At 67.6% G+C, this 24,786-nt stretch carries 23 protein-coding genes; 10 read left to right on the top strand and 13 right to left on the bottom strand.

Annotated features, from left to right (window positions below; genetic code table 11):
- Positions 1 to 5 precede the first annotated feature (5 nt).
- Complete coding sequence (locus tag GORHZ_RS28750; RefSeq protein WP_006339493.1) at positions 6 to 1,127, bottom strand: Rv3169 family protein; 1,122 nt, start codon at positions 1,125 to 1,127, stop codon at positions 6 to 8.
- Positions 1,127 to 2,245 (bottom strand): phosphotransferase family protein, encoded by a 1,119-nt coding sequence (locus GORHZ_RS28745; protein WP_006339492.1) that lies wholly within the window; start codon positions 2,243 to 2,245, stop codon positions 1,127 to 1,129. Before GORHZ_RS28745 ends, GORHZ_RS28750 begins: the two co-directional genes overlap by 1 nt.
- A 205-nt stretch (positions 2,246 to 2,450) precedes the next feature.
- Between GORHZ_RS28745 and GORHZ_RS28740 the strand changes: the two genes are divergently transcribed.
- From GORHZ_RS28740 to GORHZ_RS28730, 3 genes are all read left to right on the top strand, one after another.
- Positions 2,451 to 4,739 carry an MMPL family transporter gene (locus tag GORHZ_RS28740; RefSeq protein ID WP_006339491.1) on the top strand — a complete coding sequence of 763 codons (2,289 nt, stop codon included), beginning with the start codon at positions 2,451 to 2,453 and terminating at the stop codon, positions 4,737 to 4,739.
- The gene (locus tag GORHZ_RS28735; protein WP_006339489.1) at positions 4,693 to 5,403 is read left to right on the top strand and encodes a TetR/AcrR family transcriptional regulator; all 711 of its coding nucleotides are present in this window, start codon (positions 4,693 to 4,695) and stop codon (positions 5,401 to 5,403) included. Before GORHZ_RS28740 ends, GORHZ_RS28735 begins: the two co-directional genes overlap by 47 nt.
- Before the next feature lie 117 nt (positions 5,404 to 5,520).
- Positions 5,521 to 6,375 carry a Bax inhibitor-1/YccA family protein gene (locus GORHZ_RS28730; RefSeq protein ID WP_040533973.1) on the top strand — a complete coding sequence of 285 codons (855 nt, stop codon included), beginning with the start codon at positions 5,521 to 5,523 and terminating at the stop codon, positions 6,373 to 6,375.
- 138 nt (positions 6,376 to 6,513) lie between these two features.
- Here GORHZ_RS28730 and GORHZ_RS28725 read toward each other — a convergent pair whose 3' ends face one another.
- Together GORHZ_RS28725 and GORHZ_RS28720 are read right to left on the bottom strand one after the other, a co-directional pair.
- Positions 6,514 to 7,737 (bottom strand): acetyl-CoA C-acetyltransferase, encoded by a 1,224-nt coding sequence (locus GORHZ_RS28725; protein ID WP_040533991.1) that lies wholly within the window; start codon positions 7,735 to 7,737, stop codon positions 6,514 to 6,516.
- Positions 7,738 to 7,747: 10 nt separating this feature from the next.
- Positions 7,748 to 8,758 carry an SGNH/GDSL hydrolase family protein gene (locus tag GORHZ_RS28720; protein ID WP_174347287.1) on the bottom strand — a complete coding sequence of 337 codons (1,011 nt, stop codon included), beginning with the start codon at positions 8,756 to 8,758 and terminating at the stop codon, positions 7,748 to 7,750.
- A gap of 105 nt (positions 8,759 to 8,863) precedes the next feature.
- Between GORHZ_RS28720 and GORHZ_RS28715 the strand changes: the two genes are divergently transcribed.
- Genes GORHZ_RS28715 through ilvA form a run of 3 tightly spaced genes read left to right on the top strand, consistent with a single transcriptional unit; the run spans position 8,864 to position 12,653 of the window.
- Entirely contained in the window at positions 8,864 to 10,258 is a 1,395-nt protein-coding gene (locus tag GORHZ_RS28715) for a cystathionine beta-synthase (RefSeq protein WP_006339480.1), read from the top strand.
- Between the two features lie 12 nt (positions 10,259 to 10,270).
- Positions 10,271 to 11,443, top strand: coding sequence for a cystathionine gamma-synthase (locus GORHZ_RS28710; protein WP_006339479.1), 1,173 nt, complete (start codon positions 10,271 to 10,273; stop codon positions 11,441 to 11,443).
- A gap of 10 nt (positions 11,444 to 11,453) precedes the next feature.
- Positions 11,454 to 12,653, top strand: coding sequence for a threonine ammonia-lyase (gene ilvA / locus GORHZ_RS28705; RefSeq protein ID WP_006339478.1), 1,200 nt, complete (start codon positions 11,454 to 11,456; stop codon positions 12,651 to 12,653).
- A 21-nt stretch (positions 12,654 to 12,674) separates the two neighbouring features.
- On the opposite strand, the gene GORHZ_RS28700 is transcribed toward ilvA, so the two are convergent.
- Positions 12,675 to 13,193 (bottom strand): SRPBCC family protein, encoded by a 519-nt coding sequence (locus GORHZ_RS28700; RefSeq protein ID WP_006339477.1) that lies wholly within the window; start codon positions 13,191 to 13,193, stop codon positions 12,675 to 12,677.
- A 60-nt stretch (positions 13,194 to 13,253) separates the two neighbouring features.
- Here GORHZ_RS28700 and GORHZ_RS28695 point away from each other — a divergent pair, with 60 nt between their 5' ends.
- A complete protein-coding gene (locus GORHZ_RS28695) occupies positions 13,254 to 16,553 on the top strand; it encodes an AfsR/SARP family transcriptional regulator (RefSeq protein ID WP_006339476.1) in 3,300 nt (1,099 codons plus the stop codon).
- 1 nt (position 16,554) lies between these two features.
- On the opposite strand, the gene GORHZ_RS28690 is transcribed toward GORHZ_RS28695, so the two are convergent.
- Positions 16,555 to 17,394 carry an ABC transporter permease gene (locus GORHZ_RS28690; protein WP_006339475.1) on the bottom strand — a complete coding sequence of 280 codons (840 nt, stop codon included), beginning with the start codon at positions 17,392 to 17,394 and terminating at the stop codon, positions 16,555 to 16,557.
- On the bottom strand, positions 17,394 to 18,383 hold the full coding sequence (locus GORHZ_RS28685) for a daunorubicin resistance protein DrrA family ABC transporter ATP-binding protein (RefSeq protein ID WP_006339474.1): 990 nt from the start codon (positions 18,381 to 18,383) through the stop codon (positions 17,394 to 17,396). The genes GORHZ_RS28690 and GORHZ_RS28685 overlap by 1 nt, the downstream gene beginning before the upstream one ends.
- A gap of 220 nt (positions 18,384 to 18,603) precedes the next feature.
- Between GORHZ_RS28685 and GORHZ_RS28680 the strand changes: the two genes are divergently transcribed.
- Positions 18,604 to 19,476: a phosphatase PAP2 family protein gene (locus GORHZ_RS28680; RefSeq protein WP_245551547.1), complete on the top strand. Its 873-nt coding sequence runs from the start codon at positions 18,604 to 18,606 to the stop codon at positions 19,474 to 19,476.
- Here the strand turns inward: GORHZ_RS28680 and GORHZ_RS28675 are convergent.
- The 4 genes from GORHZ_RS28675 to GORHZ_RS28660 form a co-directional block, all read right to left on the bottom strand.
- A complete protein-coding gene (locus GORHZ_RS28675; protein WP_040533970.1) occupies positions 19,419 to 19,742 on the bottom strand; it encodes a hypothetical protein in 324 nt (107 codons plus the stop codon). The two genes, GORHZ_RS28680 and GORHZ_RS28675, sit on opposite strands and share 58 nt — an antisense overlap.
- Before the next feature lie 166 nt (positions 19,743 to 19,908).
- Positions 19,909 to 20,403 carry a transcription elongation factor GreA gene (gene greA, locus GORHZ_RS28670; RefSeq protein ID WP_006339471.1) on the bottom strand — a complete coding sequence of 165 codons (495 nt, stop codon included), beginning with the start codon at positions 20,401 to 20,403 and terminating at the stop codon, positions 19,909 to 19,911.
- 127 nt (positions 20,404 to 20,530) lie between these two features.
- A complete protein-coding gene (locus GORHZ_RS28665; protein WP_006339470.1) occupies positions 20,531 to 21,328 on the bottom strand; it encodes a queuosine precursor transporter in 798 nt (265 codons plus the stop codon).
- The gene (locus GORHZ_RS28660; protein WP_040533969.1) at positions 21,283 to 21,750 is read right to left on the bottom strand and encodes a DUF4307 domain-containing protein; all 468 of its coding nucleotides are present in this window, start codon (positions 21,748 to 21,750) and stop codon (positions 21,283 to 21,285) included. The genes GORHZ_RS28665 and GORHZ_RS28660 overlap by 46 nt, the downstream gene beginning before the upstream one ends.
- 48 nt (positions 21,751 to 21,798) lie before the next feature.
- Between GORHZ_RS28660 and mca the strand changes: the two genes are divergently transcribed.
- Together mca and GORHZ_RS28650 are read left to right on the top strand one after the other, a co-directional pair.
- Positions 21,799 to 22,695, top strand: a complete 897-nt coding sequence (gene mca, locus GORHZ_RS28655) for a mycothiol conjugate amidase Mca (protein ID WP_006339468.1) — start codon at positions 21,799 to 21,801, stop codon at positions 22,693 to 22,695.
- Positions 22,692 to 23,006 carry a hypothetical protein gene (locus GORHZ_RS28650; RefSeq protein ID WP_006339467.1) on the top strand — a complete coding sequence of 105 codons (315 nt, stop codon included), beginning with the start codon at positions 22,692 to 22,694 and terminating at the stop codon, positions 23,004 to 23,006. Before mca ends, GORHZ_RS28650 begins: the two co-directional genes overlap by 4 nt.
- Positions 23,007 to 23,072: 66 nt before the next feature.
- On the opposite strand, the gene GORHZ_RS31470 is transcribed toward GORHZ_RS28650, so the two are convergent.
- The gene (locus tag GORHZ_RS31470) at positions 23,073 to 23,651 is read right to left on the bottom strand and encodes a DEAD/DEAH box helicase (RefSeq protein ID WP_051999123.1); all 579 of its coding nucleotides are present in this window, start codon (positions 23,649 to 23,651) and stop codon (positions 23,073 to 23,075) included.
- An 89-nt stretch (positions 23,652 to 23,740) separates the two neighbouring features.
- Positions 23,741 to 24,619 carry a DEAD/DEAH box helicase family protein gene (locus tag GORHZ_RS29805; protein WP_006339465.1) on the bottom strand — a complete coding sequence of 293 codons (879 nt, stop codon included), beginning with the start codon at positions 24,617 to 24,619 and terminating at the stop codon, positions 23,741 to 23,743.
- Positions 24,620 to 24,786: the final 167 nt, after the last annotated feature.

Raw genomic sequence — 24,786 nt, 5'->3', positions numbered from 1 at the left:
GTGCTTCAGGCGGGGTCGGTGTACTCGGTGAAACCGTACTGTTGGTGCGGACCGATCGCCGCGAATTCGAACAGACCGTCACCGAGATGTTCGGTGTCCCCGTCGGTCAGGACAAAATGCGCGAAATGGTCTGTGACACAGAACAGCTTCATGGTCGGATCGAGTTCGGAGACCTTGAGGTGCAGCCCCTCGACCTTGAGGTCGCCCTGCCACATCCCGTGCCGCCAGTCTGCTTCGAGTCCGTAGCCGGTGCCGAAGGCCAGGTAGTTGGCGAGCGCGGGCCGGCACGTCACCGTCGTCACCGCCCCGGTCGGGCGGGTGAACCGCAGGATGGCCTCGGCGGTTTCGCGTGTCCCCGGGATGAAGGTGATCTCGTGGGCGACGTGGCCGAGCCATTCGGGCTCCCGGCCCGGGTCATGCCAGACGCGGCGGGCGTCATCCATCACGCGCTCGCCGGTCTCGGTCTCCTGCACGATCACCACGATCGCGTATTTGTCGAAGTCCATCACCGAATAGGTCCAGAAGAAGGTGCCCGAGATGTCGGCGGCCGCCTTGCGCCCAGGTGGTTCGGGCTCACCGACCGGACGGACGCCCCAGGACCGGTCGCGGTTGCCCCGCCAGGCCTCGGGTTCGACCTCGAAATCGCGACCGTCGACGGTCAGGGTGCCCGACCATGCGCCGGTCTGGACGAAGCGTTGGGTGTCGAAGAAGACCCGTTCCATCTGTCGCTGGAAGTGCCGCGGCTCCAGCGCGGCGGGGCCGGTCGCGGTGAAGGTCAGATCGAAGGCCAGATCGCCGTGGCCGGGATCGAGAGCCACGCGCAGGCGCCGCAATCCCTCGAGGATCTCGATGGTGAACGGGCCCACCCGCAGGTCGCTGCGATCGGCGCCGAGCGCGCGCGAGGCGCGGACCACGATGTGCTCGTCGTGGTAGCGGATCACCGCGAAGCAATCGGTGACACCGAGATTCGGGTACACACCGAGGCCGACGATAAGCCACGGCGAGTTCTCGTCGGGGCCGTGGCAGTTGAAGTAGTAGCGGTCGTAGAAGTTGCGATCCGAGGTCTGCACATGACGGATCACCTCGGCGACCTGGTGGATCGGGTAGTCGTCCATCGGGGAGAGCATCAGCGGACCTGCTGCCAGTAGGTGCCGTCCAGCATCGCCTCGAGCGTCGCGCGGTGCAGGATCATGTCGTCGGGATCGTCGGGTTCGTCCGCCTGGCCGAAGTCGATGGCGCGGCACTGGATGCGATACATCACGACCGCATGGATCAGCGCCGCGTAGGCGGTGTAGAAATCCAGATCGCGCGGCTCGTGGCCGCTCGCCTCCCGATAGATCCGGGCGACGTCGTCGGCTCGCAGAAAATCCGGCAGACCCGGCAGCCCGGCCATCTCGGCGAGGTCTTCGAAGAACCTGTGCAGGAAGATGAGCCAGGCAAGGTCGAGTTCACGCGGGCCGAAGGCGGCCATCTCCCAGTCGAGCACCGCGACCGGGCGGCAGTCGCGGTAGATGACATTGCCGATGCGCGCGTCACCCCAGGTCAGCACCGGGTCCCCCTCGGCCGGGAAGTGGTCGTCGACCCATGAGAATCCACGATCGATCAGCGGGGATCCGGTCCTGCCGTCGCGCGCCCAGTGATAGAACTCGCCGAGCCGTCGCACGTGGGCGTGCAGTGGACTCTCGCCCGGACCGGGGAGGTCGAGGAGTTCTTTGGGCACCGGGGCCGCGTGGATCTTCGCGATCGTCTCGATGGTGGTCTCGGCGAGGACCGCCCGATCGTCGGCCGTTGCCTCGCTGACCCAGGAACCGAAGGTGTAGGGCATCACATCAGGCGGGACCTCACCCTCGACACGTTCCATGATGAAGAACGGCGCACCGAGTGGTCCATCGTCGGGCTCGGACCAGTAGAGCTTCGGCAGCGCGACATCCGTGGTTGCCGCGACATGCGCGATGATCCGGAACTGACGGTCGAGGTCATAAGTGGGGAAGACCGGGTCGCTCTCCGGCAGCGGGGCCACGCGCGCCACCAGAGGATGCGACGTGCCATCCCAGTCGGCGTCGAGAACGACGGTCTCGCTCGACATCCCGTTCGCCGACGGGATCTCGAGTCGGGTGATCGTCGGTGTGGAATCGGTGACGGTGGTCAGCCAGTCGCCGAGACGGGCCCGCAACGAGTCGGGGTCGCGACGTGACGCGCTGGGGCGGGCGAGTTCGTTTGGGTCGCCTGGGGTGCTGTCCGGCATCGGTACTTCCCGTGCGAGAGGAGTGTGGGGCCGTCACGAATTAGAACACGTTCCAAAGGTTGGATGGGGGTTGTTCGGGGGAAATCCCGTGGACGTCGCGGCGGGCGCGGTGGGCTCATCATCGGAGCGGTTGGGACGGTTGACCAACTTTGGCTGGTGGTATTGACTTATCGGTGTTAACCAACTGACTTTCGGGGGAGAATTCATGTTGGCGATGATGACGCGCAGAATCATCGGTGCTCCGCGGATCGTGCTCGGGGTCGCGGCACTGGTGCTGGTCCTCGCGGGCCTCTACGGGGCGGGGGCCGCGCAGCAGTTGCTCGCGGGTGGCTACAGCGATCCGCACTCCGAGTCCTCCCGGGCCGACCAGATCCTCAACGACACCTTCGACCGCAGCGGCTCGCAGGTCGTGCTGAAGCTCGACGGCCCGGCCGGGATGAACATGGCGACCGATCCGGCTGCGCGGGAGGTCGGTGCCCGCCTCGTCGACGAGCTGGGTCGTTTCGAGTTCGTGCAGCGTCCGATCCTCTCGGCCTGGCAGAACCCGGCACTCGCGCCGGCCCTGGTGAGCAGCGACGCATCATCGACGCTGATCATCGCCTCACTCGACGGTGGCGAGGAGGAGGCGCCCGACCACGCCGCCCAGATCGAACGTGAACTGGGCGGCGAGCGCGACGGGATCGCGGTCCGGGTCGGGGGACTGGCACTCGTCTTCAACCAGGTGAACGAGCAGGCGGCCAAAGACCTCGCGGTCGCCGAGGCGATCGCCATCCCCATCAGCTTCCTGGTGCTGATCGTGGTGTTCGGCGGCCTCGTCGCCGCGGCACTCCCGGTGGTGATCGGCATTGTCGCGATCATCGGGACCTTCGCGCTGCTCCGGTTGATCTCCGAGTTCACCGACGTCTCGATCTTCGCGCTCAACCTCACCACCGCGTTGGGGCTGGCGCTCGCCATCGACTACACGCTGCTGATCGTGACCCGCTACCGGGAGGAGGTCGCCGCCGGCGCGCCACGACCCGACGCGATCATGGCGACGATGGCCACCGCCGGACGCACCGTGGCGTTCTCCGCGGTGACCGTCGCCCTCTCCCTCGCGGCGCTGGTCGTCTTCCCGATGTACTTCCTGCGTTCCTTCGCCTACGCGGGGGTCGGTGTGGTGATCGTGGCGGCAATCGCCGCGCTCGTGCTGACCCCGGCGCTGCTGATGGTCCTCGACCACCGGGTCGACGCCCTCGACATGCGCCGGCCCGTACGGAGACTGCTGCGCCGACCCGAGCCCGCCGACCGCCCGATCGAGGAGGGCCGGTGGTATCGCCTCGCGCAGTTCGTCCTGCGGCATGCGGCGCCGGTCGCGATCGTCGTGACCGCGGTGCTCGTCGTCCTCGGTGCACCGTTCCTGGGTATCCGGTTCGGCTTCCCCGACGATCGGGTACTCCCGGAGACCGCGAGCGCCCGCGTCATCCAGCAGGAGATGCGCGACGACTTCGCGCAGGATCTGTCCTCGGCGGTCACCGTGGTGATCACCGGGCAGGCATCCGACCGGGAGCTGGCCGCATACACCGCGGCTCTGTCCGAGGTCGCCGACGTCGAGTCCGCGACAGCTCCGGCCGGGACATTCGTCGACGGAACGGCGGTGGCGCCCGGGAATCCTGCCGATCGCCGCGGTGACGTCGCGATCGTCTCGATCACCACGCCGCTCGAACCGATGCGAGACGAGGGACGCAATCAACTCGACGCACTCCGGGCCGTGCCACCCCCCGCCGGCACCGACGTCCTGTTCACCGGTGTCGCCGCCACCAACGCCGACACCGTCGGCGCCATCTACTCTCACCTGCCCTGGGTGCTCGCACTCATCGCGATCGCGACCTTCGTGCTGCTGTTCCTGTTCACCGGCAGCGTGGTGTTGCCGCTCAAGGCGCTCGTCCTCAACATCCTGTCCCTGTCGGCGACCTTCGGGGCGATGGTCTGGTTCTTCCAGGACGGCCATCTCGGCGGTCTCGGGACCACGGCGACGGGGTATCTCGCGGCCACGATCCCGGTGCTGATGTTCTGCATCGCATTCGGGCTGTCGATGGACTACGAGGTGTTCCTCCTCGGACGAATCCGGGAGGAGTGGCTGGCGTCGGACCGCAGCCGGGACGGATCCGATCATGCGGTCGCGATCGGGCTGGCCCGCACCGGCCGGGTGGTCACCGCCGCGGCACTGCTCATGAGCATCGTGTTCGCCGGGATCGCCGCCTCCGAGGTGTCGTTCATGCGGATGTTCGGGGTCGGCCTGACCCTTGCCGTCCTGATGGACGCCACACTCATCCGTATGCTCTTGGTTCCGGCCTTCATGCGCCTGGCGGGCCGTGCGAACTGGTGGGCACCCGGACCGCTGCGATGGCTGCACGACAGGTTCGGATTGTCGGAGGGGCCGGCGGCGCAGAAAGCGAATCGGGAGAGCGGTGCAGAGCAGGACGAAGCGGTCGCGGTCACCCCGCGGCTCCGGTGAGCTGCTGGCCGAGGAGATCATCTCGGCGGCCGGCGCGTTGCTGGTCGAGACCGGCGACGAGGCGGCGATGTCGATCCGGGCCGTGGCCGGCCGCGTCGGGGTCACCCCACCCTCGATCTATCTGCATTTCGCCGACAAGGACGCCCTCCTCGACGCGGTGTGCGCGCGGTATTTCGAGCACCTCGACGGCGTCCTCGACGAGGCGTCGTCGGGCATCGACGACCCGCTGGAACGGGCCCTGCAACTCGGCCTGGCCTACGTGCGATTCGCGTTGGCCACGCCGGTGCTCTATCGCATCGCCTTCCGGACGTGCGCTCCCGACGGACCGTCGAAGGTCGACGAGGTGCTCGCCGCGTCGGCGTTCGAACGGATCTCGGCAACCGTGTCCGAACTCGCCGACGACGGGCTGTTCGCCGATTCGGAGGTCCTCGAGGTGGTGCTCGAGTTCTGGGCCGCCGCGCACGGGATCGCCTCGCTGATGCTCGCCAAACCCGACCTCCCGTGGGGCGACGACCTCGCCGTCGCCGAGATGCTGCTGCGGTCGGTGTGTCTCGGGCGGGCTTGCATTGGTTTCCCCGGTGCCGATCACAGCCCCGCCGATATGCGCGAATGGCTGCGCGGTCAGCGCTCGGCGCACCACGCCGGAGGCGACCGGACGACATAAAAGTCAAGAGAAGGTAAAGTCGGAACCTGAGGGCCCCAGCGCCCGTTGTCAGTTTGTACCGTTGTCAGTCCGTACCGGTTGTCACGGCAGACCTACACAGCGAGAAGGAGCACATAGGTGCGAGAAAGCAGCAATCCGGTTATGCGCGGTGTCGTCCGCGATAACCAGACCGGCTACGCCGGATTCGGCGCCGGATCGGCCGCCGCCGGTCAGGGCGCCATGTGGAATCAATTCGGGCAACAGACCGATCCGTATACGCAGCAGGCCCCGCCCGTCAGCCGTCAGCTGACCATCGACGATGTCGTCACCAAGACGGCGATGACGCTGGGTGTGCTCACCACCACGGCGATCGTGGCCTACTTCTTGTCCCAGTCCAACCCGGGTATCGCCGGTCTGCTGATGGGCGTCGGCGCCATCGTCGGCCTCGTCCTGGTCCTGGTCGCCTCGTTCGGCCGCAAGCAGGACAACCCGGCGATCGTTCTCGCGTATGCGGCGTTCGAGGGGCTCTTCGTCGGTTCGATCTCGTTCGTGTTCGCCGATGTGATGGTCAGCGACGCCTCGGCCGGGGCACTGATCGGGCAGGCCGTGCTCGGCACCTTCGGTGTCTTCTTCGGCATGCTGCTCGTCTACAAGGTCGGCGCCATCCGCGTCACCCCGCGTTTCACCCGCATGCTGTTCGCGGGCATGATCGGCGTCATCGTGCTGATGCTGGGCAACCTGCTCATCGGCCTGTTCAACGGCGGCGCGGGCTTTGGTCTGCGCGACGGCGGACCGCTGGCGATCATCTTCTCGCTCGTCTGCATCGCGCTGGCCGCGTTCAGCTTCCTCCTCGACTTCGACGCCGCCGACCGCCTCATCCGCGCCGGCGCTCCGTCACGCGCCGCATGGGGTGTGGCCCTCGGGCTCACCGTCACCCTGGTGTGGCTCTACATCGAGATCCTGCGCCTGCTGAGCTACTTCAACTCCGAGTAGGCCAGAGCCGACCACAAGAGAACCCCCGCATCGTTCGTGTGATGCGGGGGTTCTGTCTTGTCGCTCCCCCGTTGCGTTCTCGCTCCCTCGGCCGAAGGAGCGAGAACATAGCGAGGGAGCGAGAAACGAGCAGCGGTGCTAGCTCAGGCGCTCGAGCACCATCGCCATGCCCTGGCCGCCGCCGACACACATCGACTCTATGCCGAAGGTCTTGTCGTGGGTCTGCAGGTTGTTCAGCAGGGTGGTGGTGATCCGAGCGCCGGTCATGCCGAAGGGGTGGCCGAGCGCGATCGCGCCGCCGGAGACGTTCAGCTTGTCGTGGTCGATACCGAGCTCGTTCGCCGAGCCGAGCACCTGTACGGCGAACGCCTCGTTGATCTCGACGAGGTCGATGTCGGACAAGGACATGCCCGAGATCCGCAGCACCTTGCGGATCGCCTCGATGGGGCCGAGTCCCATGATCTCGGGGGACAGCCCGGTGGCCGCGGTCGCGACGACGCGTGCCAGCGGCGTCAACCCCAACTCCTTGGCCTTGGTGTCGCTCATGATCACCAGCGCCGCCGCACCGTCGTTGAGCGGGCAGGCGTTACCGGCGGTGACCGTGCCGTCGGGACGGAAGACCGGCTTGAGCTGGGACACCTTCTCGTAGGTGGTGCCGGCGCGCGGGCCGTCGTCGGTGGTCACCGTGGTGCCGTCGGCCAGCGTGACCGGGTCGATCTCACGCTCGAAGAAGCCGGACTTGATCGCCTCCTCGGCGCGGTTCTGGCTGCGCACACCCCAGTGGTCCTGATCCTCGCGGGAGATCCCGGTGAGGCTTGCGACATTCTCGGCGGTCTGGCCCATGGCGATGTAGACGTCGGGGATCAGCCCGTCCTGGCGGGGATCCTGCCATGCAGGGGCGCCGCCCTCCGCGGCCTTCTCGGTACGGGCCATCGCGTCGTCGAACAGCGGGTTCTGCGAGTTGGGCAGGCCGTCGGCGCCGCCAGAGATCCCCATGCTGGAGACGCTCTCGACGCCACCGGAGATGATCACGTCGGCTTCGCCCGCCTTGATGGCGTGCAGGGCCATACGCGTGGTCTGCAGCGACGACGAGCAGTAGCGGTTGATGGTCACGCCGGGCAGATGGTCGTACCCGAGTTCCACGGCGAGGACGCGGGCGATGTTGTAGCCGCCCTGACCGCCGGGCTGTCCGATACCCCAGTGGATGTCCTCGATGTCGGTCGGATCGAGCTGCGGAACCTTCGCCAGCGCCGCAGCGACCATCTGGCGGGACAGTTCGTCCGGGCGGACGTCCTTGAGGGATCCTTTTCCGGCGCGGCCGATGGGGGAGCGGGCGTGGGCGACGATGACTGCATCAGGCATGCAGATCACGTTACTGCACCACCCGGAACGACGGTGCCGGGTATTCAGTCCGTCGGGACGACCACCTGCTCGTTCTCCGGCATCGGGGCCGAAGCCACCGGCCCCGCCCGTCGAGGCGCAGCACGCGACGGAGCCGGTTGACGATGCGGTCGCCTTCCACCGCCTCGGACACCTCCGGCGGCTGCGGCAGTGGGGCCGGGCCCCACTCGCCGATCGCGGCGAGGACTTCCGGGATCAGATGGTCGGCGGCCAGCGCGTAGCCCGCCGCCGACGGGTGGAACCGGTCCGGCGAGAACATGTGCTCGGGTTTGGCGAGGAACTCCTTGGCGAGCAGGTCGGCGAGCGGCACCGGACGACCGCCGGCCGCACGCACCGCGCCGCGCTGAGCGGCGGCGAGCCGCAGACCCCACCGCCGCACGACGGTGCGCAGCGGTTGCGGGATGGCGGTGATCACCCCGAAGTCCGGGCAGGTCCCGACGACGACCTGCGCGCCGATGTCATCGAGCAGGCGGACGGCGTGGCCGAGACGGCGCGCCGACGCGCTGATGCCGTTGCGGGCGGTGATGTCGTTGGCGCCGATCAGTATGACCGCGACGTCGGGTCGTTCGCGGGTGATGAGCATCGCGTCGATCTGGGCGGCCAGGCCCTTGGAGGTCGCACCCACGATCGACTTGTTGCCGTAGCGGATTCTGCGGCCCGTCTCGGCCGCCACCCGACGGGCCAGCAGCACGCCGGGCGTCTCGTCGGCGGTCTCGGCGCCGAGGCCGGCGGCGGTCGAATCGCCGAAGACGACGACGTACAGGTCGACGGAGTCTTCTCGGTTGAATCGGTGCGGACCAGTGCCGTCGGGGTGGTAGACACCGTCCCCGTTGGGTGCGTTGTCCGTCCGGTGCGGGATCACCGTGCGCGCCGTGTGAGCCTGATTGTTCAGATAGTTGTAGGCTGCCCAGGAGGCGCCCGCGCTCGCGGCGGTCGCCGCCACGGTCGCGCCGACGTCACGCAGCAAGCGATTGTTGATCATCGTGACCCGGGTACGCGACGACTCGTCTTCGGACACGGATGCCAGGATAGTCTCCAGTCTCGGTCCGGGTTCGAGGCGTTTGCACGCCTCTGCGACGATGGACGCATGCGCATCGCAGATCATGTCGTCGACCTCGTGGGCAACACCCCGCTGGTCAAGCTCAACTCGGTGACCAAACCCGGTTCGGGCCTGGTCGCGGCCAAGGTCGAATACCTCAACCCGGGAGGCAGCAGCAAGGACCGGATCGCGGTCCGGATGGTCGATGCCGCCGAGAAGTCCGGAGCGCTCAAGCCCGGCGGGACGATCGTCGAGCCGACCTCGGGCAACACCGGCGTCGGTCTGGCCCTGGTCGCGCAGCAGCGCGGATACAAGTGCGTGTTCGTGTGCCCCGACAAGGTCGCCGAGGACAAGCGCAACGTCCTGAAGGCGTACGGCGCGGAGGTGGTGGTCTGCCCGACCGCGGTCCCGCCCGAGCATCCCGACAGCTACTACAGCGTCTCCGATCGGCTGGTCCGTGAGATCGACGGCGCCTGGAAGCCCGATCAGTACTCGAACCCGGCCGGCCCGCAGAGCCACTACGAGACCACCGGTCCGGAGATCTGGCGTGATACCGACGGCAAGGTCACGCACTTCGTCGCCGGCGTGGGCACCGGAGGCACCATCACCGGCACCGGCCGCTACCTCAAGGAGGTCTCCGACGGCAAGGTGAAGGTGGTCGGTGTCGACCCCGAGGGCTCGGTCTACTCCGGCGGCTCTGGGCGCCCGTACCTGGTGGAGGGTGTCGGCGAGGACTTCTGGCCCGCCGCCTACGACCCGTCGATCCCGGACGAGATCATCGCGGTCTCCGACGCCGACTCCTTCGACATGACCCGCCGGCTGGCGCGCGAGGAGGGGCTGCTGGTCGGTGGTTCGTGCGGCATGGCGGTCGTGGCGGCACTGAAGGTCGCCGAGCGCGAAGGGCCCGATTCGCTGGTCGTGGTGCTGCTGCCCGACGGTGGCCGCGGCTACATGTCCAAGATCTTCAACGATGAGTGGATGAGCAGCTACGGCTTCCTGCGCACCCCGCTCGACTCCCACACCGCCGAACCCGTCGTCGGAGATGTGTTGCGCGGCAAGGACGGTGCGCTGCCCGATCTGGTGCACACCCATCCGCAGGAGACACTTCGCGATGCCATCGAGATCCTCCGTGAATACGGCGTCTCGCAGATGCCGGTGGTCGGGGCCGAGCCCCCGGTGATGGCCGGTGAGGTCGCGGGTGCGGTCACCGAACGTGACCTGCTCAGCGCGGTCTTCGAGGGCCGGGCCAGCCTGGCCGACCCGGTGTCGGCGCACATGGGGGACCCGTTCCCGCTCATCGGTTCCGGTGAACCGATCTCGGCGGCGACCAAGGCGCTGAGTGAATGTGACGCGCTGATGGTCGTCGAGGAAGGCAAGCCCATCGGGGTCATCACCCGTCACGATCTGCTGGCGTTCGTCAGCACCCACCCAATCGTCGGATAGGAGCCACCTCTCGTGAGCGAACAGCGCAGTGCAGCGGATTCGACTCGTTGGCAAGGGTTCTCCACCCGGGCGATCCACGCCGGCTACGAACCCGACCCGCGTACCGGTGCGGTCAACGTCCCGATCTACGCCAGCTCCACCTTCGCCCAGGACGGCGTCGGTAACCTGCGCGACGGATTCGAATACTCCCGCACCGGCAACCCGACCCGTCGGGTGCTCGAGGCCAACGTCGCGGCCATCGAAAAGGGGACCCTCGGACGAGGATTCGCCTCCGGCATGGCGGCGACCGATGCGTTGCTGCGCGCCACGCTGCGTCCGGGAGATCACCTGGTGATCCCCAACGACGCGTACGGCGGCACCTTCCGCCTCATCGACAAGGTCTTCTCGCAGTGGGGGATCACCTACTCTGCGGCGCCGGTCTCCGACGTCGACGCCGTCCGCGCCGCGATCACCCCGGCCACCAAGCTGGTCTGGATCGAGACCCCCACCAACCCGCTGCTCAACGTCGGCGACATCGAGGCGCTCGCCGCGGTGGCCCACGACGCCGGTGCGAAACTGGTGGTGGACAACACCTTTGCCTCGCCCTACCTGCAGCAACCGCTCACCCTGGGGGCGGACGTGGTGCTGCACTCCACGACCAAATACCTCGGCGGGCACTCCGACGTCGTCGGCGGTGCGCTGGTCACCAACGACGAGGAACTCGACGCGGCGGTGGCCTTCCTGCAGAACGGTGCCGGCGCCGTCCCGGGCCCGTTCGACGCCTACCTCACCATGCGGGGGATCAAGACCCTCGCCGTCCGCATGGACCGACACTGCGACAACGCCGAGCAGGTCGTCGAGTTCCTGTCGTCGCATCCCAAGATCGACTCCGTGTTGTACCCGGGTCTGCCGACGCACCCCGGCCACGATGTGGCGGGCAAGCAGATGCGCCGGTTCGGGGGGATGGTCTCGGTGCGGGTCAAGGGTGGCCAGGCCGCCGCGATGGAGTTCTGTGCGCGCACCGAGGTGTTCACGCTGGCCGAATCGCTCGGCGGCATCGAGTCCCTCATCGAGCATCCGGGTGCGATGACCCATGCGTCGACGGCGGGCTCGCTGCTCGAGGTGCCCGCCGACCTGGTCCGGCTGTCGGTCGGCATCGAGGACATCGGTGACATCCTCGGCGATCTCGAGAACGCGCTGAGTTAGCGTCCCGGCCATGCTGTTGACGCAGGCCGACATCGACGGCGCGGTGGGCGATCTGTCCGGCGTCATGCGCCGCACCCCGATGATCGCCTCGCGCACCTTGTCCGAGCGCATCGGCTGCGATGTGTGGCTCAAGTGCGAGAACCTGCAGCGCACGGGATCATTCAAACCGCGGGGCGCGTATCTGCGGATCTCTCGGCTGACCCCCGAGGAACGCGTCCGCGGGGTGGTGGCGGCCAGCGCCGGCAATCATGCTCAGGGCGTCGCGTGGTCGGCCACGCAGTTGGGCATCACCGCCCGCGTCTACATGCCGACCGGCGCCGCGCTGCCGAAGATCGCTGCGACGAAAGCCTACGGCGCCGAAGTGGTCCTCGAAGGCACTACTGTCGACGAGGCGCTGGTCGCCGCTCGACGATACGCCGAGGAGACCGGCGCGGTGCTCATCCATCCGTTCGATCACCTCGACATCGTCGCCGGGCAGGCGACGGTGGGAGTCGAGATCCTCGAACAGCTCCCCGATGTCGACGCGATCGTCGTGCCGCTGGGCGGGGGCGGACTGCTGGCCGGAATCCTGGCGGCGGTCAAACCGCGGCGCCCCGACGTCACCGTCGTCGGCGTGCAGGCCGCCGAAGCCGCCGCCTGGCCGCGGTCGCTGGCGCAGGGTCACCCGATCGCGGTGACCGCAATGAATACCATCGCCGACGGGATCGCCGTCGCACGTCCGGGCGACATCCCGTTCGCGCACGTCAGCCGGTTCGTGGACGCCGTGGTCACCGTGAACGAGGAATCCCTCAGCACCGCACTGCTGCTCATGCTCGAGCGGGCGAAACTGGTCGTCGAGCCGGCCGGGGTGGCCGGGGTCGCCGCGATCATGAGCGGCGCAGTGGACCTGTCGGGTCGGGTGTGCGTCGTCGCCTCCGGGGGCAACATCGATCCATTGCTGCTGAGTCACGTCAGCACCCATGGGCTCACCGCGGCCGGACGATTCCTCACCGTGAGCGCGACCGTGTCCGACCGTCCGGGAGGTCTCATCGCGCTGCTCGAGTTGCTCCGCGACCTCGGGACAAACGTCGTCGACGTCGTCCACTCCCGGGTCGCGAACGGCCTCGAACTCGACGAGGTGGCCGTGACCGTCAGCGTCGAGACCCGAGGACCCGAACATCAGCGCGAGGTGTGCGGCGCGTTGTCGGAGGCGGGTTTCCTGCGCGAATGACGCGAATGTCGCGCTGCGTGCTCAGGTCTGCGGTGTGAGATGCGCGAAGTGGCGCAGGGTGTCGGTCTCGATGGTCTTGAACACCGAGTTGGCCGTGGGACCGGAGAACGCGACGACCGCCTTGGCGGAGCTGGCGAGTTCGAGCGCGAACGACCAGATCATCCGGCAACCGACATCGGCGGGCTTGACCTCGGTCACCTCGCCGAATCGTCTCAGTCCTGGTGTGCTCGCCGACACCGCACGGAAGGCGTTGCGGTAGTGGCCGGTCTCCGGGTCCTCGTCCCAGACGAAGAAGTGTTCGGAGAGCCCGGCGAAGCCCGGTCCCAGCGAGGCCTTGCGCGTCGTGCCCACGCCGTAGGGCGGTGGCGAGGTGAACTCGATGGCCTTGATCGCCCGACACCAGTTCAGGGTGTTCTGTCGGGTCAGCTCTGCCCACGCCCGTTGTGGGGAGACGGGCAGGTTCACGTCGATGCGGTAGGTGACCGGGGCGGTGTCGAAGAAGCCCAGGTCGATGTCGTCGAGTGGGTAGTCGCGCGCCATGGATTCCATTCATACACGTCATGTGCCGCCCGGTGGGTGGTGTGGCGCTAACCTGGCGAAGTGTCCGACGGCGTCACCGTGATCGGCCTGTTGGGCCCGGTCGCGGTCGGTGATGAGCGTGGGGGTCCGGACGGGTTGGTGTCCGTGCCCGGAGTCCGTGCGCGTCGCCTGCTCGTCTCGCTGGCCCTCGCCGGTGGACGCGCCCGGTCGGCGGATCGACTCATCGACGATGTGTGGGGTGACCGTCCGCCGCGGTCACCCGCGTCGGCACTGCACACCCAGATCTCCCGTCTGCGGCCGCTTCTCGGTCACACACGGATCGAAGGTGTCGGAAACGGATATCGGCTCGTCGGGTGCCGCACCGACCTCGATATCGTCGCGGGCCTCGTCGACTCGTCGGATACCGACGATCTCGGCCGCGCGACCCGATGGTGGCGGGGGGCACCCGGCGATGACCTCGGCGACGACGGTGACGACCTGCATGCGGAACTGCGTCGGCGCGCCGGGCACTTGCAGGAGCAGATCGATCAATGTCAGGTTGCTGCGGCGTTGGCGGCGGGGGAGTACCGAGTGGCGCGGGAGATCGCCGACAAGCGTTGCCGCGCAGATCCTCTCGACGAATCCGCGCACGTGGACATGATGCGTGCGCTGGCCGGTGAGGGCCGGGTCGCGGACGCGTTGGCCGCGTTCGCGCGATTGCGGCGGACGCTGTCCGAGCAACTCGGCGTCGACCCGGGGGCACCGGCGGTCGCGCTCCACGCCCAACTCGTCGCCACCGAACTCGTCGCCACCGAGAACGGCCCCGCGGCGGTCGACACCAGCCCCGACGCATCCGGTCGGTCATCGAAGACCACCCGGGCTCGCACCGTCGGACTCAGGGTCGACGCATCGGATCTGATCGGCCGCGACGATGACATCGCGGCGATCGTCGGGCTACTGGACCGCCATCGCCTCGTCACCGTTCAGGGGCCCGGCGGCGTCGGCAAGACGCGGGTCGCCCACCGGGTCGGGGACGCGATGGCCGACACCGGGCGGCCCGTCTTCTATGTGCCGCTCGCGCCGATCCGCAACGACGACGACGTGGTGGCCGCCATCGCGGCCGCGCTCGGGGTCGGAGAGACCGACATCGGCAGCGGTGGGCGGCCCCGTCTGGCCGTCGGGGATCTCGCCGACCGGCTCGTCGACGCGGTACGTGGCCAGCGAGCGGTGCTCATCCTCGACAACTGCGAGCAGGTCGTCGAACGCTGTGCCCGCGTCGCCACCGACCTGCTGACGGTCGAGCCGCAACTGTCGATCGTCACGACCAGTCGGTCCCCGCTGATGCTGGCGGCCGAACAGATCTACCAGCTACCCGTGCTCGACGTCGGACTCGACGGCGCCGCGGTCGAACTGTTCGAGCGACGGGCGCTCGCGGTCCGGCCCGATGCCCGCCTGCCGCGGGAGGAGGTTGCGGGGCTCTGCGTACATCTCGACGGCATTCCATTGGCGATCGAACTCGCGGCGGCTCGTATCCGCACCATGACCGTTGCACAGATCTCCGCACGCCTCGTCGAACGCTTCGCGCTGTTGCGCGGGTCCGACCGGACCGCGCCCGACCGGCATCGCACCCTCTTCGCCGTGATCGAGTGGAGCTGGGATCTGCTGGAACCGGACGCGCGACAGGCGATGCGCCGACTGTGCCGATTCCCGGCCGGCGTCACCACGGATGCGGCCGCAATCGTCGTAGGACACGATGGCGTCCGGCTCGACGACTCCCTCGCGGCCCTGGTCAACCAGTCGTTGCTGTCGGTGATCGAGGCCGACGGGCACATCCGCTACCGCATGCTGGAGATGGTCCGTGAGTTCGGCGAGGAGATGCTCACGCGGTCATCCGACCCTGCCGAATCCGACGACCTCGACTCGGCGATGTGGCGCTGGGCACGAGAGTTCGCCGCACGAGCCGAATTCCGCTTCGGGGTCGCGGTCGACGAAGGGTTGTTCGCCGGGATCGCCGCGGATGCCGAGAACCTCGTCTGGGTGCTGCGGCGATGCGTCGAGGCGATCTCCGGCGCCGACACCGCGCGGTCCCTCGACGCGGTGCGCACCGTCGTCTCGGTCTTCCCTGTGCTCGGCGGGTTCTGGATGGGTCGCGGATTGCACGGTGAGGTGATGGCGTGGGGTGCGCGGCTCATCCCGGTACTGCCCCGGCCGCCCCGCGATCCCGACGATGAGACTCGTCGCCGGTGGCAGGCCACCCTGCTCGCATCGATGGCACATCTCGCGATGCGGCACGACCTGCGGCTGGTCGCGCGGGCCCGCTACCACACCCGGTTGCTGCATCGGCCGGATCGGGTGTTCGACGAACCGACGGAGTTGTTGTCGGCCTGTGCCGTGAGTCGAAATCCCCGTTCCGCCATGCGATTCGTCAGTCGTTCCACGAGAGCCGCCAACGATCAGGTGAGATCCGCCGGCCTGACGATCCGCATGAACTTCCGCGAGAATCTTGGCAACCTCGACCGCGCGCTGGCAGACGGGCTGGCCCTGCATGCTCTCGCACGGGGCGAGAACAACGAGTGGATGGGAGCGATGACCAACATCGCGATCGGTGCCATCTACGGGCAGCGAGCGCAGTGGGGGGCCGCGCTCGAGTACTACCGCGAGGCGGTCGGAAACCTCGCCCGGCTCGGTGCCCGCGACGACGAGTTCCAGACCCGGTCGTACCTGGCTGCCGTGCTGGTGGCGCTCGGACGACTTGACGAGGCCGCCACGGAACTCGAGATCGTCGGCGGCGGTTGGGAACCGTCCGATCCGGACCCTCAGGGCAATCCCGAGGTGATCGGCGGAATGATGATCAGCCTCGCCGAACTCGAGTATGCACACGGCGATGTCGCGCGCAGCGCCGAGATCTATCGGCGTGCCGCGCATCTGATCGAACGAGACCACCCGCTGGGGGCCCAGGACCCCGGCGTGGCCCTGCTGGTGAGTACCGCGATGGTGGGGCTGACGAGGGCGGGCGAACTCGACCGGGCCTCGGAGTTCTTGACGATGCTGGCCGACGGGGTCAATCCGACCGTCGGACCGGTCATCTGGTTCGACCAGGCCCAGGCCGGGTCGATGGCGATGGCGGTCGGCTACCTGCTCTGCGAACGGGAGCCGGGAAGCCGCGACGGTCGGCGCCTGCTCGCCATCGCCGGGCGAGTCGGGGCCCGGCAGGACTTCCCGGCGCTGTACGCCACCCGTTCCCGCTTGCCGGACATCGCCGGATTGACGGCTGTGGAATGGGAATCGCTGGTTGAGGAGGTGCGGATGCTGACGCGGCGCCAAGCGGTCGACGAGATCCGGACCATCTTGGCGCCGCAGAGCCGTGCGGGTCGTCGATGAGTCACGTGTTGCGCATATAGGCGCGCACCGCAAGCGGGGCGAACAACGCCGTGATGGCCGCCGCCCCGAGCAGGGCCCAGACCACGTGCATGCCGGCGTGGCCGGTGGCGGTCAGCTCACGCACCGCGGTGACCAGATGGCTCACGGGATTCGCCTTGACGAAGGCCTGTAGCCACCCGGGCATGGTGTCGACCGGCACGAAGGCGTTCGACATGAAGGTCAGCGGGAACATGATGAGCATCGAGATGCCCTGCACCGCCGAGGCCTTGCTCATCAGACATCCCATCAGCGCGAAGATCCACGAGACGGCGAAGCTGCACACCATCACCAGCAGTGCCGAGGCGACCACGCCCCAGAAATCCGGGCGCCAGCCCATCAGCACTCCCATGACGACCGTGAGCACGGTGGCGACGAGGTAGCGGATGACGTCGGCGAGCAGTGCACCCGCGAGCGGACTGATCCGGGCGATCGGTAGCGACCGGAACCGGTCGAAGACCCCTTTGTCCATGTCCTCCCGCAGCTGGGTGCCGGTGACGATGGAGGTCATCACGACGGTCTGCACCAGGATGCCCGGGATGATGACCGGCAGATAGTCCTGGACGTTGCCGCTGATCGCCCCACCGAAGATGTAGGTGAACATCAGCGTGAAGATGATCGGCTGGATCGTGACGTCGAAGAGCTGCTCGGGGTTGTGCCGGATCTTCAGCACACCCCGGTAGGCCATGGACAGGCACTGCCGGGCCGTTTCGGCGAGGCTGATCGTGGTCTTCGCGCTCGGACGCGCGGCCCGGGTCGTGATCGCGACGCCGGTGGCGGTGTCGTCGATGGTGGTGGCGGTCATCAGGCGGCCTCCTCGTCGTTTGTGCTGGTGTCGGGGTCGGCGGGTTTTCCGGTGATGGTCAGGAACACCTCGTCGAGGCTCGGTTTCTGCACGTTGATCTCGTCGATGGCGATGTGGTGCTCGCGCAACGCGATGAGCACGTCGGGTACGAGGTCGGGTTTGCACAGCCCGACCGCCACGCGACCGGCCTCGGGGCTGAGACTTGCGGTCTCACCCAGCACGGATTCCACGATGTCGCAGACCCGCGGGGCATCTGCCTGATCGACCGGGACCAGCTGCAGGGTGCTGGCCCCGACCGAGTGCTTGAGTTCGTCGGCGGTGCCGTCGGCGATCACCACTCCGTGGTCGATGACCGCGATGCGATCGGCGAGCTGATCGGCCTCGTCGAGGTATTGCGTCGTCAGCAGCACCGTGGATCCGTGGGCGACCAGATCGCGGATGGTCTGCCACATCTGGGCGCGGGTGCGCGGGTCGAGGCCGGTCGTCGGTTCGTCGAGGAACAGCAGCGCAGGCGTGTCGATCAGGCTTGCGGCGAGGTCGAGGCGCCGGCGCATGCCGCCGGAGAACTCCTTCAGCGGGCGATTGGCCGCTTCGGTCAGAGCGAACTCCTCGAGGAGTTCGCCGGCGCGCGAGCGGGCCGCCGGACGTGAGAAGCCGAGCAGCCGCGCGAACAGGATGAGGTTCTGCATCGCGGTGAGGTCTTCGTCGACCGACGCGTACTGTCCGGTCACACCGACCAGTGATCGTACGGCGACCGCGTCCTCGACGACGTCGTAACCGAAGATCGTGGCGCGGCCCGAATCCGGGCGCAGGAGTGTTGCGAGCATGCTCACCGTCGTCGTCTTCCCGGCCCCGTTCGGGCCGAGCACGCCGTAGACCGATCCGGTCGGTACGGTCAGGTCCACACCGTTGACGGCGCGGGTGGATCCGAGGTGTTTCACCAGCCCGCGCGCATCGATCGCGAGGCCGGCAGCGGTGGTTTCTGTCATGCCGACGAGCGTGCCCGCGTGCGCTGTCGTCGGTCTTACATGGCCTGTCATGGGCACCGGCATGGTGCATGGAAACGGTGCTCGTTTCGGCGTGGCGCCGTCGAATGTGACAAAGTGTGCGCAAACTCAAGATGAACGCGGAGTTGTTCGGGGACTACTCCGAGGTAATACTCGGTTGAACTGTGCAACCGCTTCGCTGAGAGGGCCATTAGGGGGGTCGATGTCCGTAAGCTCGCAGCAACGGCCGGAGACGCGGAATCTGCCTGCCACGTCCCGGGTGGGCCGCGTCGTGCGTGGCCTGCCGGCGCGGGCGACGGAGTTCTTCGCTCAGCCTCGTTGGTGGGTCGAGATGATCCTCGTCGTCGGCCTCTACGAGATCTACACCTTCGTCCGCAACCTCGGCGGTACGGACGTCGCCCGCTCGTTCGGCAACGGATCGACGATTCTGGAGATCGAGCGGTCCCTGCACATCGATGTCGAGCTATCGATCAATCGGTGGGTGCAGGAGCACTCATTCGTCGCGGACGCGAGCGCGCTCTACTACAACACACTGCACTGGTGGGTGACGATCGGCGTCGCGATCTGGTTGTACTCGCGGCACCGGCACGCCGAGGGAGTCCCCCGAATCGGCATCGGGTACCGGAAGGCGTCGCTCGTGCTGGCGGTGACCACGCTCATCGCGCTGGCCGGGTTCTACCTGATACCGACGGCTCCGCCGCGGATGTATCACGGCTATGTCGACATCGGGGCGCAGACCGCGACGTGGGGCTGGTGGGCCGAGTCGGGTTCCCCGGGCCCGGAGTCGTTCACGAATCAGTTCGCGGCCATGCCCTCGCTGCACGCGGGCTGGGCCATCTGGTGCGGCCTGATGATCGTGCTGCACGCGCGCCGGACGTGGGTGCGCGTCGTCGGGGTGCTCTACCCGATCGTGACGGTCTTCGTGGTCGTCGGGACGGCCAACCACTATCTACTGGACGTGGTGGCGGTCGGCGTCGCGATCGCGGTGGCCTGGGTGGTCGTCGGTTTACCGAGGCGTCAGGCGGCCGAAACCGCGGAACGCCGAGCCGTGACCGCCGGCAGATCGGCTGCGTAGCGCACGACCGAACCGACGCGCCCGAGGCGGCGTTCGACGATCACGATGGCTTCGGCAAGCTGGTCGGGATCGTCGACGTCGGCGACCAGCGCAACGGTATAGCCGTTGTTGCCGAGCATGAACGGCACGACGGTCGAGTACTGGCTGCTGACGACGGCGACCGGGACGTTCTGGGCGAACAGCGCTCGCGCGTGGTCTGCGACTGCGGGATCGTCGTCGAGGACGATCAGTGGGACGGTGGTCTGGGTGCGAGTGAGCTTTCTCATATTTCGAGGATGAACCCGCAGGTTGAAGACGATCTGGCCCATGGCTGTGCGTTCGCTGTGCATGGATGGCCACGGAGCCGGTTTCCGCCCAGAAACACGCAAAACTCCCGCAAACACACAAGACTCTGTGTGTTTGCGGGAGTTTTCGGTGTGCTTGCCGCTCAGATCAGCTGTGGTACGGCTCGGCGCTGACCAGGGTCACCTTGACCACCGCGCCGCTGGGCACGGTGTATTCGCGGGTCTCGCCGACCTTGGCGTCGATGAGCGCAGCACCGAGCGGGGAGCTCGGTGAGTAGGTCTCGATGGAGGCGTCCTTGGCGCTTTCCTCGCGGGTCGCGATGAGGAAGGTCTCCTTGTCGCTCTCGTCGCCGTCGTAGTAGACGGTCACGACCGACCCGGGCAGCGCGACACCAGACTGTGTGGGTGCCTCGCCGACCTTCGCGTTGTTCAGCAGTTCCTGCAACTGGCGGATCCGCGCTTCCTGCTGGCCCTGCTCTTCGCGTGCGGCGTGGTAGCCGCCGTTCTCCTTGAGGTCGCCCTCTTCGCGGCGCTCGTTGATCTCAGCAGCAATGACCGGGCGGTTGGCGATCAGAGAGTCCAGCTCGCCCTTGAGGCGGTCATGCGACTCTTGCGTCAGCCATGTCACCTGTGTGTCGGTCATCGGTTACTCCTTTGTGTTGTCCGCGCACCCAGGCGAAGTCTTCACCTGGGCATATGGACTGCTCTAAATGCAGCAACACGACCCCTTGCGGAGCCGTGTATCGATACAGACTACCAGTCATCGAGCGTTACGGCACCCCGACACCGTCGGTGCGGGTCAGTGCGAGTGCTTCCTGGTAGCTCGGTTCGCGGCGTTTCAACCACCCGCACGCCCAGTACGTGACCGGCATGATCACTATCTCCACCAACGTCTTCCACACGAATCCGACGACGGTGTAGTTGACGAAATCACCCCACGTGGAAATACCCAGAGCCGACGCCGCGATCGAGCAGAAAACGAGCGTGTCGGCGAACTCGCCGACCACGGTCGAACCGATTAGGCGCACCCAGAGGCGACGCTCGCCCTCGCGCTGCTTCATCTTCACGAGCACGAACGAGTTCAGGAACTCGCCGGCCAGATAACCGGCGAGACCGGCGAGCAGGAACTGCGGTACGACGCCGGCGACGGTGCGGAAGGCCTCCTGCCCGGTGTAGAAGTCGGCGTCGGGCAGCAGGATGGTCAGCCAGAAACACAGCGAGGCCAACAGCAGGATCGCGAAGCCGGCGAAGATCGCGCGGCGCATCGCCCGGAAGCCGTAGACCTCGCTGATCACGTCGCCCAGCACGTACGCGAGCGGGAACAGGTAGAACGCACCGTCGGTGACCAGACCGTGCATCTGGATCGGCCCGAGTGAGACGTTCAGCCAGTCGTCGAACAGCACGACACCCTTGGTGCCGGTGATGTTGCTGATGAGCATCACGCCCACGAAGGCAGCCACCAGGAACGCGTAGTAGGGACTCGAGACGGTCGCGAAGGCCGCCCGGTCGCGGGTCGTCGTCGTCACGTCGTCGACGAGGTGAGGTAGGCCGGCACGTTCGCCGTACATCCGAAGACCTCACCGATCACCGGTGGCCTAGAGGTGGCGACCTCGGTGCGGACACCGGTCTGGGTCTGGGTCCCGGACGGGATGAGGATCTCGCGCCGGCCGGTCTCGTCGCCGTCCTTCGAACGCCCACGCACCACGCAGGCGACCTGTTGGGCCGGATCTTTGCGGGTGAGGGTGAACTGCACCGCCACCGTCGACGGATTCAGGATCTCGTAGCCGGTGACCTCGCCGGTGACGTCGGAGCCGGCGAACTTGGTGTAGCCGAGCCAAGCGATCGCGACGCCGGCCACGACGACGAGGACGGACAGGCCGACGAACCACCGTCGGCGGCTGTCGGCCGGTCGGGCCGTCGGATACGTCGCCCGCGGTCCGCTGCGCGGCCGGTCGCCCACGACGTCCGAACCCCCGTCTGAACTGTTCACGCGTCAATACCTACCATGGGAGGAGTAGCGATCCGAAGGTGAGGAAGCGTGACCGAATCTCACACAGGTGGACCCCATGCCGGTCTCCGTCTGATGGCGGTGCATGCTCACCCCGATGACGAGTCCAGCAAGGGTGCCGCGACGTCCGCCAAATACGCGGCCGAAGGGCATGAGGTCCTCGTGGTCACCCTGACCGGGGGTGAACGCGGCGACATCCTGAATGCCGCGATGGACCGTCCGGGGGTCAAGGAGCGGATGAGCGAGATCCGCAAGGAAGAGATGGCGGCCGCGGCCGCGGCGCTCGGTGTCAACCAGATGTGGCTCGGGTTCGTCGACTCGGGACTGCCCGAGGGCGACCCGCGGCCCCCTGTGCCGGAGGGTTCGTTCGCGGCGATCGACATCGAGGCGCCGATCGAGGCGCTCGTCCAAGTGGTCCGGGAGTTCCGGCCGCACGTGATGATCACCTACGACGAGCACGGCGGATACCCGCATCCCGACCACATCCGCGACCACGAGGTCTCGGTGGCCGCGTTCGAGCGCGCGGGTGACCCGCAGGCCCACCCCGAGGCCGGGGAACCGTGGACGGTGTCCAAGCTCTACTACACACACGGCTTCATCCGTGACCGCATGGTCCTGTTCTCCGACGAGTTCGCGCGCAACGGAGAAGAGAGTCCGTTCGCCGAATGGCTGAGCAACTGGGACCCGAGCCGCGGCGATCTGATGGGCCGGATCACTACCCAGATCGAGTGCGCCAAGTACTTCCCGCAGCGTGACGACGCGCTTCGGGCCCACGCCACCCAGATCGATCCGAACGGCGTGTTCTTCAAGGTCCCGCTCGAGTGGCAGCAACGGCTGTGGCCGACCGAGGAGTTCGAACTCGCACGCACCCGCGTGCACACCTCGATCCCCGAGACCGACCTCTTCGCCGGAATCGAGGGACGATGAGTGCTGATATCCCGACGCAGCTGGTCACCGGCCTGCAGGTGCTCGCCGCTCAGGAACCCGAGGGCCCGGAGTTCGGCAAGGCGTCGCCGCTCGGGCTGCTCATCATCATCGTGCTCCTGGTGGCGACCGCACTGCTGATCCGGTCGATGAACCGCCAGCTCCGCAAGCTGCCGAAGACCTTCGACACCGACCATCCCGAGCCGGACCAGGCGTTCGACGAGGGGACCGATTCGGTCGACCCCACCGATGTGGGAGGGCCGCCGCACACCGACGACGTGCAGGCCGATGAACGAAAGTCCGCCGGGACCTGACCCTGTCGAAGCTGATCCGGTCGCCGTGACCCGACACGAACTGAGTGCTCTGACCTTGCGGAGGGCTCAGGCGAGCTTGCGGGGGTCCGGGAATCCGAGGCTGAGGTAGCCGGGTGCGCGCTTGGTGAGCGCGGCCGCCAGCACCGGCACATCGATGTCGTAGTAGTCGTGGACCTCGGCGGTCTGCTTGCCCGGATGGGCGCGGAGGATGCGGCCGGCGTACTGGACGAGGCGTCCCTTGAACGAGACTGGGCCGGCGAGGAACAGGGTGTCGAGGGCTGGGCAGTCGAACCCCTCGCCGACGAAATGGCCGGTGGCGACAACGAGGAGCGGAGGACCGCCATCGGTAGGGACAAGCAGTTCGTTGGCGGACGCGCGCTGTCTGGCGCCCATGCCGCCCTTGAGGACGACCGGTTCCATGCCTCGTTCGTTCAGTGACGCTGAGAGGTAATCGACGTGGCTGGTTCGCTGGGCGAGAACGAGGCAGTGCCGGCCGCGCCCGAGCGCCTCTGCCACGTCGGTGAGGATCTGCCCGTTGCGCGCGTCGTCCTCGGCGAGCGCGCCGTGGACCCCAGCGATGGCGCCCGGGACCGACAGGTCGACTGGGTCTTCGAGCTGGAAGGACGTGGCGTGGACAACGAGCACGGGCCGCGGCCGGTCGGCGCTGGCGCCTTCGAGGGTGTCGGGGTCGGCGTGGGTAAAGGTGTGGCGGACCGGGCCGAGCTGAAATCCGATCAGGTCATCCAGGCCGTCGCGCCGGTAGGGCGTGGCGGTGAGCCCGAGCCATGGCGCGCAGGGATGGCGCGCACGGCCGTTTCGAACGCGGCCGCGGGGACGTGGTGGCACTCGTCGACGATGACTTGTCCGTAGCTGCCCAGCTTCTCTGTGAGATCATGCCGTCGAGCGAGTGTCTGCAGGGTGGCGATGTCGACGACGCCGGTGAGCTTGGATCGACCGCCGCCGAGTTGCCCCGGTTTGAGGCCGAGGAGGCCCGTGATCGCGCGGCGCCACTGATCGGCGAGCGTCTTGCGGTCGACCAGCACGAGCGTGGAAACGGTTCGCTGGGCGATGACGGCGCAGGCCATGACGGTCTTCCCAGAGCCGGGTGGAGCGACCAAGACACCCAACTCGTGCGGTAGCACCGCCTCCACCGCTTCCTGCTGCTCTGGCCTGAGATCGAAGGTCGGCGTGAGGTCCAAAGGATCTCCTGAGGCTCGCTTGTCGTCGACCTCGACCGTGCTGCCGGCTCCCTCGATGAGTCGCGCTGCCGTGTCGCGTAAGCCCCGGGGTAGGACAAGGTGGTCGTCGAGCGTCTCGTCGTAGGAGGTGATGATGCGCGGGACGTTCCACGTCGATTGGCGGCGACGCTGGCGGTCGTAGAACTCGGGGTTGAAGGTGGAGGCCGCGTGTTTCAAGGTCGCACACAGGGACGGGCTCAGCTCCGAGCCCGGAATCCTCACGGTGCCGTCCAGACTCAGGTGCACGATCGGTGCCGGATTCGGTTGGGTCTTGGTCGACCGGGCGGGCTGGGCACGGTCGACGCGTGCTCCGACCGTCGGCTCCCGGAGCGCCGAGGCGAGCGTCGTGACCTGCTTCGGGGTCAGGCGCTCCAAGGTGGAGAGGTACTCCCACTGGTCCTCGAACGGCTCCAGCGTGGCTAGGAGCCTGCTGAATAAGGGTCCGAGTCGACCTGTGGTTTCTACTGTGCGGATTTGTCCACCTGGACTGTGCCTCGGCGGGCCCAGCTTACGTTGTGGCCAGTGTCCAGGTGCCGTTGGTT

The sequence above is a fragment of the Gordonia rhizosphera NBRC 16068 genome, from assembly GCF_000298195.1.
Taxonomy (GTDB): Bacteria; Actinomycetota; Actinomycetes; order Mycobacteriales; family Mycobacteriaceae; genus Gordonia; species Gordonia rhizosphera.
This window is presented reverse-complemented; position numbering and strand designations above follow the sequence as displayed.